This is a genomic window from Flavobacterium sp., from assembly GCF_044377315.1.
In the GTDB taxonomy this organism is placed as follows: Bacteria; Bacteroidota; Bacteroidia; order Flavobacteriales; family Flavobacteriaceae; genus Flavobacterium.
Map to the genome: position 1 here is coordinate 107,521 of NZ_JBILJG010000001.1, position 14,126 is coordinate 121,646.

General features: G+C 31.7%; 10 protein-coding genes. 6 read left to right on the forward strand and 4 right to left on the reverse strand.

Going from position 1 to position 14,126, the window contains the following annotated elements; translation table 11 throughout:
- Positions 1-21: 21 nt before the first annotated feature.
- The 4 genes from ACIQ66_RS00525 to ACIQ66_RS00540 form a co-directional block, all read right to left on the reverse strand.
- Positions 22-2,691: a TonB-dependent receptor domain-containing protein gene (locus ACIQ66_RS00525; RefSeq protein ID WP_396210862.1), complete on the reverse strand. Its 2,670-nt coding sequence runs from the start codon at positions 2,689-2,691 to the stop codon at positions 22-24.
- Between the two features lie 301 nt (positions 2,692-2,992).
- On the reverse strand, positions 2,993-4,837 hold the full coding sequence (gene glmS, locus ACIQ66_RS00530; protein WP_396210863.1) for a glutamine--fructose-6-phosphate transaminase (isomerizing): 1,845 nt from the start codon (positions 4,835-4,837) through the stop codon (positions 2,993-2,995).
- A 12-nt stretch (positions 4,838-4,849) separates the two neighbouring features.
- On the reverse strand, positions 4,850-6,442 hold the full coding sequence (locus ACIQ66_RS00535; RefSeq protein ID WP_396210864.1) for a DUF4270 domain-containing protein: 1,593 nt from the start codon (positions 6,440-6,442) through the stop codon (positions 4,850-4,852).
- A 21-nt stretch (positions 6,443-6,463) separates the two neighbouring features.
- Positions 6,464-7,270, reverse strand: a complete 807-nt coding sequence (locus ACIQ66_RS00540) for a glycogen/starch synthase (RefSeq protein ID WP_396210865.1) — start codon at positions 7,268-7,270, stop codon at positions 6,464-6,466.
- 109 nt (positions 7,271-7,379) lie between these two features.
- Between ACIQ66_RS00540 and panC the strand changes: the two genes are divergently transcribed.
- From panC to ACIQ66_RS00570, 6 genes are read left to right on the forward strand one after another with little or no spacing between them, the layout of a single operon-like run.
- On the forward strand, positions 7,380-8,228 hold the full coding sequence (panC, locus tag ACIQ66_RS00545) for a pantoate--beta-alanine ligase (protein ID WP_396210866.1): 849 nt from the start codon (positions 7,380-7,382) through the stop codon (positions 8,226-8,228).
- Between the two features lie 13 nt (positions 8,229-8,241).
- On the forward strand, positions 8,242-8,592 hold the full coding sequence (gene panD / locus ACIQ66_RS00550) for an aspartate 1-decarboxylase (RefSeq protein WP_396210867.1): 351 nt from the start codon (positions 8,242-8,244) through the stop codon (positions 8,590-8,592).
- A gap of 7 nt (positions 8,593-8,599) precedes the next feature.
- On the forward strand, positions 8,600-9,565 hold the full coding sequence (locus ACIQ66_RS00555) for a YbhN family protein (protein WP_396210868.1): 966 nt from the start codon (positions 8,600-8,602) through the stop codon (positions 9,563-9,565).
- A 45-nt stretch (positions 9,566-9,610) separates the two neighbouring features.
- On the forward strand, positions 9,611-10,753 hold the full coding sequence (locus tag ACIQ66_RS00560; RefSeq protein WP_396210869.1) for an alpha/beta hydrolase: 1,143 nt from the start codon (positions 9,611-9,613) through the stop codon (positions 10,751-10,753).
- A 5-nt stretch (positions 10,754-10,758) separates the two neighbouring features.
- A complete protein-coding gene (gene radA / locus ACIQ66_RS00565; protein ID WP_396210870.1) occupies positions 10,759-12,120 on the forward strand; it encodes a DNA repair protein RadA in 1,362 nt (453 codons plus the stop codon).
- Positions 12,121-12,158: 38 nt separating this feature from the next.
- A complete protein-coding gene (locus tag ACIQ66_RS00570; protein ID WP_396210871.1) occupies positions 12,159-14,120 on the forward strand; it encodes a transglycosylase domain-containing protein in 1,962 nt (653 codons plus the stop codon).
- The last annotated feature ends 6 nt before the right edge of the window (positions 14,121-14,126 follow it).

A 14,126-nucleotide genomic window follows, 5' to 3' on the forward strand; every position in this document is an offset into this window, starting at 1 on the left:
ATTATATTTTTTTAAAATTAATTAAGGATTGATTGTCCATGAAGCAAAATATTGTTGACCAATAGCACCTGCTCCCAAAACTTGTATATATTCTCTTCCACCAAGATTAGTTGCACCAAGTTTTATAGTGGATTTTAATTTTGAAACGGTATAGCTTATTTGTGCATCAATTACAGTTGCAGCATCTATCATACCATCAGCAAAAGTTGATTCCCATTTATATTCATCATTCCATCTTGCACTTAGGTTAAATCCAAAATTTGGGAATAATTTATCATTACTTATTGAACCTTTTATTCTATGTTTAGGAGTGTTAAATCCTGCTTCAAAGCTAGGGTCTTTTGATTGATCAAAATCAAATTCTGCATAGTTATAATTACCACTTAGTTCAAAGTCTTTATATACTTTTTTAGAAATTCCTGCTCCAAAACCAAAAGAATTTATCTCGATATCAGTATTTGTGTATAATTGATAAGCTCTAAAGTTTCCTGTTGATAATGCATTAAGTGATTGAACGGCAGGATTGCTTAAATAAGGAACTGCATCTGTAGCACCTTGAGTAAAGTCAAAACTATCACTTGCTTTTCCATATAATGGAGCAATTACGGTTAAATTACCAATAAAGTCATTATAAATATTATAGTAACCATTTAAGTCTATATTAAATCCTTTTATTGATCCTCTATATCCTAATTCGATAGCTTTTACAGTTTCTGGTTTCACATAATCAACATTTGTTTTTCTTAAAAGAGCGGCTGCTCCGGGTGTATTTCCAGGATTTGCAGCTGCAAATTTTCCAAATTCAGTTACAGAAGCAGAAGTATACGAGTTGAAGTAGGCGTTTTGACCAGTCAGGGTAGCGTTTGAAACTGGCGCCAATGGATTTCCGCTTGCATAAATCTGTCCAACGCCCGGAGCTATATTTAAAACTTCTGAAAAACGATCTAAGTTATCTGGCGCAGAACCTATTAACACAGCATTACCTACGTTAAAACCAATATACTGGTCTTGAGTTGTTGGATTACGAAATCCTGTTTGAAAAGATGCTCTAAAATTATGATCTTTATTTGTTCCTGCAGAGTAAACAGCCGATATTCTTGGAGAAACATTTCCGTCAAAATTTTGGGCTTTATCATAACGCATAGATCCAGTAAATTTTAAACGATCGTCTAATAGTTTCTTTTGAACTTGAGTATATGCGCCATATTCATTATAATTAATTTGGCTATTAGCATCAGTATAAATTCTACCGCCTGAATTTAATTCGTATAATCTATAAGAACCACCAACTTGAATTTCAGCAAATTTTACTATGTCTTTAAAATTATAATTTGCATCAGAATGCCAAATTCTAGAATTATCTTGTAATCTTGAACCTGTTCTAACATCTGCATCTGCAGTTACTTTTTTAAAGGCTTCTTTAAATTGTGGTGAGCCAGGCTCAAATCTTGGTAAACCATTTGGCGTTAAAGGCAATCCAGCTGTAACGTTATAATCGGCAAAATTTCTTGCAATAGAATGAGCGTCATCACTAGTTGGTACCCCACCTATAGTAGAGGCTAATGTATATGCGGTAGCGTAATCTTTAAACCAGTTTGCGTCTGATTTTGCTTGTCTATTTATATTTAATGCTGTAAAAGTCATGTCATAAGAACGACCGCCATCTTCGGTAGTAGTGTATCCTCTAATGAAGAAATTTTTTCCTTTTAATTCTAATTTATGCTGTTGCATTGTAAAATTATTAAGGTAATATCTATTTGCACCTTGGTAAACTGTGTTTCCACTACCAAATTTACTTTGCCAGATTAATTCGGTATCACCAGCCCAAGGCTTGTAGTGTAATGAAAAATCTACTTTTGTGTTTTTTACTAAATTATCTGTCAAATCTGTTTCATTATAACCAGTTCTAGAAACAGCTTCATTTGCACCAATAGGTAAAACAGTTGAAGCTTCGTCACCGTATGTATTTACTCCATTATAACCATAATGACTTCTAGTTCTTCCTGCTACCGTTTTATCATCATAATTTGTGGCATACCAATCGGTTCCTTTCATAAAAGTGAAGTTGGCTTTTGCAGCAAATTTTGGTGAGAAAGCATGAGCTATACGAACACCATAATCATAAAAATCATTGCTTCCTGCGGCTTTTTGGCTTGTATTACCATATTTTGCATATGCGGTGATTCCTTGACTTGTAAATGGACTCTTGCTATTCATAAACAAAATACCATTAAAAGCATTTGCTCCATATAAAGCAGAAGATGCGCCAGGTAACAATTCTACGCTTTGAACATCAATTTCAGAAATACCAATTAAGTTTCCTAAAACGAAGTTCAATAATGGAGATGAATTATCCATTCCATCAACAAGCTGCATAAATCTAGTATTGGCAACAGTTGCAAAACCACGAGTGTTTATCGACTTAAACGATAAACTACTAGTGTTCATGTGTACTTCTTTTAGGTTTTCTAAACCATCATAAAAACTTGGTGATGCTGTTTTTTTGATGTCTCTAATAGACATTCTTTCAATAGTTACAGGAGATTCTTTAACTCTCTCGGGAGTTCTTGAAGCTGAAATTACTATTTCATCAAGCTCTTTTGGTTGCTCAGACTCCGTTTTTTTAGGATCTTCTTGTGCGTAAATTACTCCACAAAACAAAAAAGATAGGGTAAATAACTTTAAATTCATTAGTTAGGGTTTTGTTAGTTTATCGTGCCAAATTACAAATATTTTTGATATTAATAAAAAAAGCTTCAATAAATTTAATATTTATTAGTTTATTTTGATGTATTTTGTTTATTCTAAATTTTCTTTCTTTTACATTAAATTTGAATTTTTTTAAATTTATTTGAGATAAATATTATGCATGCCTATTAAAATTATAAAAATTTATAATATCTTCAAAAATTGCGACTATATCGTTTTCGTGAATGTAAACAATAAAGGCGGTTTATTAAAACCGCCTTTATTGAATTTTGTACTATTTTTTTTATTCCACCGTAACAGACTTTGCTAAATTTCTAGGTTGATCTACATTACAACCTCTTAAAACTGCGATATGGTAAGATAACAATTGCAAAGGAATTGTTGTTAGTAAAGGAGTCAATGCTTCTGCAGTATCTGGAATTTCAATTGAGTAATCTGCTAATGATTTTACTTCGGTATCACCTTTAGTAATTATAGCAATTATTTTTCCGCTTCTAGATTTAATTTCTTGAATGTTACTTACCACTTTGTCATAATGCCCATGTTTAGGAGCTACAACAAAAACAGGCATGTGTTCATCTATAAGCGCTATGGGACCATGTTTCATTTCGGCCGCAGGATAACCTTCTGCGTGGATATATGAAATCTCTTTTAACTTTAATGCGCCTTCAAGTGCAACAGGGAAATTAAATCCACGACCTAAGTATAATGCGTTTGGTACATCTTTAAAAACTTTTGCAATTTCAAGAGCAACATCGTTTGTTAAAAGTGTTTCTTCTACCTTTTCTGGAATTGCTTCTAATTCTTGTAAATATCTATGGAAATCTGAATTAGAAAGTGTTCCTTTTGCTTTAGCAAGACGCAATGCAATCATTGTTAAGACTGTAATTTGTGTTGTAAATGCTTTTGTTGAAGCAACTCCAATTTCTGGACCAGCGTGTGTGTAAGCACCAGCATGTGTTTCACGAGAAATTGAGGAACCAACCACGTTACATACTCCAAAAACAAAAGCACCTTTTTCTTTCGCTAATTTTATTGCGGCAAGTGTATCTGCAGTTTCTCCTGATTGTGAAATTGCAATTACAACATCTTTACTAGTAATTATAGGATTTCTATATCTAAATTCTGATGCATATTCAACTTCAACAGGAATTCTGGCAAACTCTTCAATGGTATATTCTGCTACCAAACCAGCATGCCATGAAGTTCCGCAAGCAATAATTAATATTCTATCTGCATTAAGAAACTTTTCAATATTATCTTCAATCCCTGCCATTTGGATAATTCCTTTATTTGCAAGTAATCTTCCTCTATAAGTATCTTTGATAACGGTTGGTTGCTCGTAAATTTCTTTAAGCATAAAGTGATCATAACCACCTTTTTCTATTTGCTCTAAATTCATTTGAAGTTCCTGAACGTATGGATCTACAAGTGAATCGTCTTTTATTTTTCTAATTTTTAATGGTTTGTTTTGTCTAACAATTGCCATTTCTTCATCTTCTAAATAAATTGCATTTGAAGTGTATTCAATAAAAGGAGATGCATCTGATGCAATAAAGTATTCATTTTCACCAACACCAATTGCCAATGGACTTCCTAATCTTGCAACTACAATTTCATTTGGTTTCTTTTTGTCAAAAACACAAATAGCATAAGCTCCAACTACTTGGTTTAAGGCAACTTGTACTGCTTTTCCAAGCTTTAAATTATCTTTTTTCTGAACATCTTCTATTAAATTTACAAGAACTTCTGTATCGGTGTCAGATTTGAAAGTGTAACCTCTTTTTTCTAATTCTTTTTTAAGCGGCGCATAATTTTCAATAATTCCGTTGTGAATAATTGATATTTCACCTGAATTTGAAACATGTGGGTGCGAATTCACATCATTTGGCACCCCATGAGTTGCCCAACGAGTATGTCCCATTCCTATTGTTCCACTTTGGTCAATTTCTTTAGCTTTTTCTTCAAGATCAGATACTTTACCTTTGGTTTTGGCAAGTTTCATATCTTTTCCATCATAAAGCATTATTCCTGCGCTATCATATCCTCTGTATTCAAGTCTTTTTAGACCTTTTATTACAATTGGGAAAGCTTCTCTGTAACCGATATATCCAACAATTCCACACATAATTTAGGTATATTAATTAGGTTTTGTATAAAAAATTTCAAGTTTTACTCTTTTAGACTCTTCAATACTTGTATCACTTCCGTATAATATTGTACCTAATGGATTTATAACCGAAGATGTTGGAATGCGATTGTAATATTTATCAGAAGCAACGTTTTTTAAAAATTGATTTCTTACGTTGTTAATATCTTCGGTGATTACAAGCCCTAACCTAACAATAGTTGAGTCTTTATTAACGATATTTTTTATATGATTGGTAATTCTAATTTTATATTTTGTTAAACCATTTTCAAGGTACTTTATTCCGCTATGAGTAATTTTATTATATTTAGGTTTTGAAGCACTCGCAGAAGGATCGGTCAAATAATCAATTAGAGGTCTTTTATTTTTTGCATCGAAAAGATATAATCTATTAGGCCTTTCTTTATGTGTTTTATTGTCTGTTGCTGTAAAGACTATATTTGCTTCGTTAATTATCCATCTATTGGCTTTAATTTCATCTAGTTTAGCTTTAACACCATCAATTCTTTCAACTTCTCCGTGTGCATTTGCCGTTCCGAATAGATCTATATACGAATGAAAACCTGCTCCTCCTTTTAAATAAAGATTATTGGTTGTTTCAACAGGAGAAGAACTTGTTGGAAGTCCGGTTGCAGTATATGAATTATTGTAAAAATTCACTCTATTTCCAGCTAAATTTAGAGTAAAAATTTTTCTTACAGCATCAGTTTCAAGTAATTTATAGTATATAATTATTCTACCTTTTGAAAAATCCAATTGAGCTAACGATTTTTCGTTTTCAAATTGTTCAACTTTAAATAATAACCCTCTAAAATATTCTTTAAAAACTGAATTTGAAATCATTTTTGAAGCAGGTATAGTACCAACAAGTTTATTTTGAAAATGATTTTTATTTAATTTAAGTTTCATTCTTGGCGAAACAACGTTTGTTTTTTCAGCTGTAGTAGTTACGTTGTTATTAGTTACTTGTTCTAACACTACCTCTGTTTGTTGAGTGTTACTAAATATAAATTCGGAGTTTTCAGAAAGGGTCTGTGAATCATTTAATATATTTCCTGCAACTAATGAAGAAAAATCATTTAATTGATCAGAATAATATTTTTTGTTTTCAATACTATTTCCTTCCAGTGATTCAAGAAATTTAGTTGTTTCGTAAATACTCAATTTTATTTTTCCATTTCCTGATATTGAATCGAGAGTATAAGCATCGGTTGAGCCACTATTTAACTTACTAAAATATGGAACCGAAAGTATAACTTCATCAATAATAGCTTCGGTAGGCATTGGAGCATTTAACACGCCATTAGTTGAAGGGATTTCTAATTGAGTTACAAAGCTTGATATTGAAGTGCCAAATGAATCATGCTCATAAACCCCTAGACTATTTATTGGCAAATTATCTGTTTGAACCACCTCATCAAATTGATTGAAGCATTTAACTGTAAAATCATCACTTCTCTCAAAAATAAAACTATCATCACCAACAAGGTTTGCTCCTATCTCGTTAAAATCTTTGTCGCAAGACAGAACAAGTATAAAACCAAAAGCTACTAATAGGGATTTAAAAACAGGAAACTTATTCATATATAATTTTAAAAAATAGTTTTAAAGAAGCATTTTTTTGTAAAAATCAGTATATGCTTCAGCGAATTTATCTTTCGAAGCGAAAGGTAAAAAAGGTTTTTTTGAAGATTCTATAAATTTTGTTAAACTTGGCGAAAGAGCTTCTGATGCAACAATAACAGCATCCGAATGTACTATCGAAGCTTTTATAATGTTTTCATAATTAGGCGTTTCTAAGTCTTTTATTGCTTCTGCCGGAATACCGTCAAAAGAAACTTTATTCATCAACTCTATATCTAAATTTCCATCAAAAGATTGTTTGTAAACCGAAGTAACAATTTTTGTATTTGCAAATAGAGCTTCGTCTTTGTAAAAATATTTCATGTAAACTGGAAGCAAAGCTGCCATCCATCCATGTACATGAATAATATCTGGAACCCAATTTAGTTTTTTTACAGTTTCTACAACACCTTTTGCAAAAAATATAGCGCGCTCATCGTTATCGGGAAATAAAACACCCTCTTCATCAGTAAAAGTAGCTTTTCTCTTAAAATATTCGTCGTTATCAATGAAATATACTTGAATTCGCTCTCTCGGAATTGAAGCAACCTTGATGATTAAAGGCATATCTAAGTCATTTACCACCAAATTCATACCCGACAAGCGAATAACTTCATGTAACTGATGTCTTCTTTCATTAATATTTCCATATCTAGGCATGAAAATTCTTATTTGTCCTCCTTGATCATTAATCATTTTTGGCACATCATAAGACATCGTAGAAACCTCATTTTCAGAAAGGTAAGGAACCACTTCAGATGACACGTACAATATCCTCTTATCTTCCATATTTAAATTTTACGTTTATTATTGACAATAAAGTGATGCAAAATTACAAAAATTTATGCAGATAGTAACTAAAAATCTTAAGTTTGCATCTTATTTTAATAAATTATAGATGTTTATTTTCAATAATCAAGTGGCTTTATCTAGCCATTTAAAGGAAATTGCAAGTGAAAATTCTTCTGTTGGATTTGTTCCAACCATGGGAGCATTGCATAAAGGTCATCTTTCATTGTTAGAGGAATCTATGAATAATAATGGCATTACAGTTATTAGTATTTTTGTAAATCCTACGCAGTTTAACAACCCCGAAGATTTAGCAAAATACCCAAGAACACTCAATTCAGATGTTGAAAAAATAAAAGCACTTTCTAAAGAAATAATTATTTATGCTCCAACTGTTGAAGATGTATATAATGGAAATACAGTTTCACAAAATTTTGATTTTGACGGATTAGAAAATCAAATGGAAGGAAAGTTTAGACCAGGACATTTTGACGGTGTTGGAACGATTGTAAAACGCCTTTTTGAAATTGTAAAACCTCAAAAAGCTTATTTTGGCGAAAAAGATTTTCAACAATTACAGATTGTAAAAAAAATGGTGAGCAAACAAAAATTACCTGTAAAAGTAATAGGTTGCCCAATATATAGGGAGGCTAACGGATTGGCAATGAGTTCAAGAAATGAAAGACTTATGCCTTCTCAAAAAGAACATGCGAGTATCATTTATAAAATATTGTTAGAGGCAAAAATTAAATTTGGCACGAAAACTGCAAAAGAAGTTTCAGATTGGGTTGTAAAGAAGTTCGAAAACAATAAAGAGTTTGAATTGGAATATTTTCAAATTGCTGATGAAGAAAGGCTTTTAACATGCATAAAAAAATCTAAAAAAAAGAAATACCGTGCGTTTATAGCCGTTTTTGTTAACAAAATCCGATTGATTGATACTATTTCATTAAATTAATTAACTTTGCCACATGCAAATTCAAGTTGTAAAATCTAAAATTCACCGAGTAAAAGTAACGGGCGCCGATTTAAATTACATTGGAAGTATTACTATTGACGAGGTTTTGATGGAAGCATCTAACTTAATAGAAGGAGAAAAAGTTTCTATTGTAAATATCAATAACGGAGAACGTTTTGAAACATATGCCATTAAAGGGCAAAAAAATTCTGGTGAGATTACACTTAATGGTCCAGCTGCCAGAAAAGTTCATAAAGGAGATATTATTATTATTATTTCGTATGCAACTTTAGATTTTGAAGAAGCTAAAACCTTCAAACCTTGGTTGGTTTTTCCAAATGAGAACGATAACACTCTGACTTAAAAATCTTTTGAAAAATCAATTACGTAAATGGTTGACCCTAATTATTCCGTTGCTTATTGGAATAACAATTGTGTATTATCAATATACAACTTTGACGTTTGAAGAAATAGAAAAAATAAAAGTTAGTTTTCAAAAAGCTAATTATTTATATGTTTTTATTTCCTTGATTATTGCAATGATTGGGCATTGGTCAAGAGCCTATCGTTGGAAATTTGCACTAAATCACTTAGGCTATTACCCTAAATTTTACAATAACTTTTTGACTGTTTTAGTATCTTATTTTGTTAATTTGACAGTCCCACGTTCAGGTGAAATTTCTAGAGCAGCGTTGATAAAAAAATACGAAGAAATACCTTTTGACAAAGCTTTTGGAACCATTGTTGCTGAAAGAATTGTAGATTTACTAATTTTTTTACTATTTGTTATAATTGGGGTTGTTTTTCAATTTGAAACCCTACATCAATTTCTTATAACCAAAACTATTTCTTTTCAATCAATTATTCTTTTTTCAATTGCATTATTTATACTTGGCGTTGTGTTTCTATTAATTTGGATATATGCTGAGTGGAAAATAATTGTAAAACTTAAAAAGAAGTTTGAAGGTTTAATACAAGGTATGAGAACTGTGCTTGAAATGAAAAATAAATGGTATTATCTTTTTCATTCATTTTTCATTTGGTTTTGTTATTTAGCCATGTTTTATGTTGCCGTTTTTGCCTTACAAGAAACTTCCGTTATTAGTTTTGACATAATTATAATGGGATTTATTTTTGGGAGTCTTGCTATTGGATTTTCAAATGGAGGATTGGGTGCATATCCGGTTTCAATTGCGTTACTATTTTCACTTTACGGAATTTCTAATGATATTGGCACGGCTTTTGGGTGGTTAGTTTGGACATCACAAACTGTTTTAACGATATTTTCGGGGATTTTATCGTTTTTATTATTACCAATTTTAAATAGAAATAAATAAAATATATCTTGCCGTCGATTGCGTGCCTTACTAATGTCACAATTCATGAAAAAACTAGTCTTATTTTTTGTTTTATTATTTGTATTGCCAACTTTTTCTCAAAAAGAAGTTGAAACTTTCACATCTGCCCGACTCGGCGAAGTAAGAGAAATTACCATTAGCTTGCCGCCATCTTATACAAAAGATTCTAAGAAAAAATTTCCGTTGGTTTTGTTATTAGATGGTGATTATTTAATGGATCCATTTTTAGGAGTTTTAAATTATGGAACCTATTTTGAAGATTTTCCAGAAGTTATTGTTGTTGGAATCACTCAAAATTACAATCACGAAAGAGATACCGACTGTCAAACCGAAGAAGCAACTGGTTTGCCAATAGGCAAAGGAAATCACTTTTTTGATTTTATTGGAATGGAATTAATGCCTTATATTACCAAAAAATATAGAGTTGCGCCATTCAAAATTATTGCAGGTCATGACATAACGGCTGCTTTTGCCAACTTTTTCCTTTATAAAGACAATCCTGTTTTTGATGCCTACATTTCTATGAGTCCAGAACTGCCTGTTGGGATGGAAGAACAAGTTCCAGATCGATTACAGCTTGTTGAAAAACCTATTTTCTATTACCAATCTGTTTGTGATAGTGATATTAAGCAAATGCAAGAAAAAATTAAGCTTCTTGATGAGCAAGTAAAAGTGTTAAACAAACCTACTTTGTATTATAAATTTGATGAATTTAATAATCAGTCTCATTACTCTATGGTTTTGAGTTCTATTCCAAGCGCATTGTATCATATTTTTTCATTTTACAGACCAATTTCTCCATCTGAGTTTCTAGAGAAAATTGCTCCAATGACTGAAAATCAAACTACTTATTTAATCAATAAGTATGAGATGTTAGATAAATTATTTTCTATAAAAATAGCTGTTCGATTAACAGATTTCAAGGCAATTGAACGAGGAATATTAATAACTAGTAATCTACAAGAGTTTGAAAATTTAGCAGCTTACGCAAAAAAGGTATATCCTAAAAGTATGTTGTCTGACTATTATTTAGGAGTTATGAATGAGAAAATTGGATTACTAGAGAGAGCAAAAAAATTTTACAAAGACGCCTATTCAAAAGAACCTATTGGTGATTTGACTAAAGAAATGATGATGAATAAAATATACGAATACAAAGAACAGTAAATTTTATGTCTAAAGTAAAAACTTCTTTTTTCTGTCAAAACTGCGGTGCTCAATATGCTCGCTGGCAAGGGCAATGCAATTCGTGTAAAGAGTGGAATACTATTGCCGAAGAAATTATTCAAAAAGAAGAAAAAGTTTCATGGAAACCAAGTTCTCCAGAATCTAAAAAAGCGCCAAAACCATTAAAAATTAACGAAATCGATTCTGCTCAAGAAATCAGAATGGATACATGCGATGGCGAATTAAACCGTGTTCTTGGTGGCGGAATTGTACCGGGCTCATTAATCTTATTAGGTGGTGAACCTGGCATTGGAAAGAGCACACTTTTGCTTCAAATTTCGTTACAGTTACCTTATAAAACGCTATATGTTTCGGGCGAAGAAAGCCAAAAACAGATAAAAATGCGAGCCGAAAGAATCACCTCTAAAAGTGATAACTGCTATATTCTTACCGAAACTAAAACACAAAATATTTTCAAACAAATTCAGGAAATTGAACCTGAAATCGTCATAATTGATTCTATTCAAACACTTCATACCGAATATATTGAAGCATCTCCAGGAAGCATCTCGCAAATAAGAGAAACAACGGCTGAACTAATAAAGTTTGCCAAAGAAACCAATATACCGGTAATTCTAATTGGTCATATTACTAAAGATGGCACTATTGCTGGTCCAAAAATTTTGGAACACATGGTAGATACCGTTTTACAATTTGAAGGTGATAGAAACCATGTTTATAGAATTTTACGTTCGTTAAAAAACCGTTTTGGGTCAACTGCCGAATTGGGAATATACGAAATGCTAGGTTCCGGATTAAGAGAAGTTTCCAATCCATCTGAAATATTGATTTCTCATAAGGAAGAAGAACTTTCGGGAACGGCAATTGCTTCTACACTTGAAGGAATGCGCCCGCTAATGATAGAGATTCAAGCTTTAGTGAGTACGGCAGTTTACGGAACACCACAAAGAAGCACAACTGGTTATAATGCCAAAAGACTGAACATGATTTTGGCAGTTTTAGAAAAAAGAGCGGGTTTTCGACTTGGGACAAAAGACGTTTTTTTGAATGTAACGGGCGGCATTTCAGTAGATGATCCAGCAATTGATTTGGCAGTTGTAGCCGCTATTTTGTCTTCCAACGAAGATATTCCTGTTGGGAAAGATTTTTGTTTTGCTGGCGAAGTCGGACTTTCAGGCGAAATTAGACCTGTAAATCGTGTTGACCAACGCATCCTAGAAGCCGAAAAACTAGGTTTTGCTACCATTTTTGTATCCAAATACAATAAAGTAACGGTAAAAAACACCCTCATCAAAGTGCGATTGGTTTCAAAAATTGAAGATGTTGCAAGTGAACTTTTTGGATAATTTTGCTTACTTTCGTTTTTTTTTAATCCAAATATTAAATGCGAATTCGTAAACAAAAAATAGTTTTAGCACTTAAAATTCTAGTTGTTTTTTTTGTACTAGCTATTGGTACTTTCTATTATTTCAGAGAAGATATTCTAAGAAAAGTTATCGATAAAGTTTCTGCCAAACTCGTTACCGAATATGATTGTAAAATAAACATAAAATATGCCAAATTTGATGGTTTAACAACAGTTGTACTAAAAGAAGTTTCGCTGGTTCCAAATAAAGCAGATACATTGGCAAAATTCAAAGACATCAAAACCAGTTTGAGTATTTGGGGGTTTGTTACTGGCGATATTCAACTTGGAAGTTTGCAAGCAAAAGAAGGATTTATACATCTTATAAAAACCAAAGACGGCAGCAATTATCAGGCTTTTTTACCCGAAAAATCAAAAGACACTATTTCTGATGCTACAACCAATTATGCCAAATTAGCTTATAAGTTATTAAATAAAGTTTCCAATTTAGTTCCGACCGATTTGGATATTGAAAATTTCCAATTTGTTTTTGATGATAACGGAACTATTTCAACACTTTCTACCGACAAATTGGTGTTAGATGATGAAGATTTAGAAACTGTAATTCTCATAAAAACAAAAGCATTCACTCAAAAATTAAAAATAAAAGGAACAGCCGATCCAAGAAATAAAGAAGCCGATTTACAGTTTTCTAATTTTGATAAAGGTAAAATCAATATTCCTTATATCGATGAAAAATACGGTATTGTTTCCAGTTTTAATTCTATTCAAATAAATGTTGAAAATATCGATATGGATGGTAATGAACTTCGTATTGATGGCGCTACATCGGTTACCAATCTTATTGTAAATCATCCAAAAATAGCTAAAAATGATGTAATTCTGAAAAATGTAAAAATGGATTACAAGTTTCTTTTTGGTGAAAACTTTGTGGCGGTTGACGAAGGAACGGTAGTAGAATTAAACAAAATTATTGTACATCCATATTTGAAATACGAAAAAGACAAAAGCAAAATTTATACGCTAAAAGTACATATTCCCGAAATGGAAGCCCAAGATTTTATAACGTCATTGCCAGACGGATTGTTTAATAATTTTAAAGGAATGGAAGCCGAAGGAAGTTTTGATTACACCATGAATTTCAAAATGGATAAAAGTCGTCCATGGGCATTGACATTTAATAGTAAAATAAATAAAAGCGGCCTTAAAATTCTAAAATACGGAAAAGCTAATTTGTCTAAAATCAATTCAGATTTTGAATATGCCGCTTTAATTAATGACAAGCTTCAACGTCCAATATTTGTTGGCAAAAAAAATCCTGATTATTACACTTTGGCTAAAATTTCACCTTATCTAAAAAAAGCCGTCATTACTTTTGAAGACCCTAATTTTTACAAGCATAAAGGTTTTGATATAAACGCTTTTAGAGCTTCTATGGTAAAAAACATGTCTTCCAATCGCTTTGAACGAGGCGGAAGCACCATAAGCATGCAATTGATTAAAAATCTTTTTCTGAAAAGAGAAAAAACAATTTCGCGAAAAGTTGAAGAAATTTTGTTAGTTTATTTAATAGAAAACAACCAAATTGTTAGCAAAGATAGAATGTTAGAAGTTTATTTTAATATTATAGAATGGGGACCAGATGTATATGGAATTGGGGAAGCAAGTAGATTTTATTTTCAAAAAACCCCGGATAAATTGTCTGTAAACGAATGTATGTTTTTGGCAAGTATTGTACCAATGCCTAGAAGATTCATGAACCAGTTTGATGGAGCATCTTGGAAATCGAAGTTTTCTAATCGCGCTTTTTACATGAAAAAATTAATGCTTAAAAACGGAATCATCACACCAGAAGAAATGGATTCTTCCTCCTATTTTGGTATTTCAGGAGCCGCAAGAACCTATCTTAATTCAAATGTTGCAATTCCAATTCCAGAAGTAGAAATTGATTCGACTTCTATTGAAGAATTTGAGTTTTAAATTGAC

What these genes read in the sequence shown, in the direction of transcription:
- ACIQ66_RS00525 (WP_396210862.1), bottom strand. Translation starts at nt 2,691, where the DNA reads ATGAATTTAAAGTTATTTACCCTATCTTTTTTGTTTTGTGGAGTAATT.
- glmS (WP_396210863.1), bottom strand. Translation starts at nt 4,837, where the DNA reads ATGTGTGGAATTGTTGGATATATCGGTTACAGAGAAGCTTTCCCAATT.
- ACIQ66_RS00535 (WP_396210864.1), bottom strand. Translation starts at nt 6,442, where the DNA reads ATGAATAAGTTTCCTGTTTTTAAATCCCTATTAGTAGCTTTTGGTTTT.
- ACIQ66_RS00540 (WP_396210865.1), bottom strand. Translation starts at nt 7,270, where the DNA reads ATGGAAGATAAGAGGATATTGTACGTGTCATCTGAAGTGGTTCCTTAC.
- panC (WP_396210866.1), top strand. Translation starts at nt 7,380, where the DNA reads ATGTTTATTTTCAATAATCAAGTGGCTTTATCTAGCCATTTAAAGGAA.
- panD (WP_396210867.1), top strand. Translation starts at nt 8,242, where the DNA reads ATGCAAATTCAAGTTGTAAAATCTAAAATTCACCGAGTAAAAGTAACG.
- ACIQ66_RS00560 (WP_396210869.1), top strand. Translation starts at nt 9,611, where the DNA reads ATGAAAAAACTAGTCTTATTTTTTGTTTTATTATTTGTATTGCCAACT.
- radA (WP_396210870.1), top strand. Translation starts at nt 10,759, where the DNA reads ATGTCTAAAGTAAAAACTTCTTTTTTCTGTCAAAACTGCGGTGCTCAA.
- ACIQ66_RS00570 (WP_396210871.1), top strand. Translation starts at nt 12,159, where the DNA reads ATGCGAATTCGTAAACAAAAAATAGTTTTAGCACTTAAAATTCTAGTT.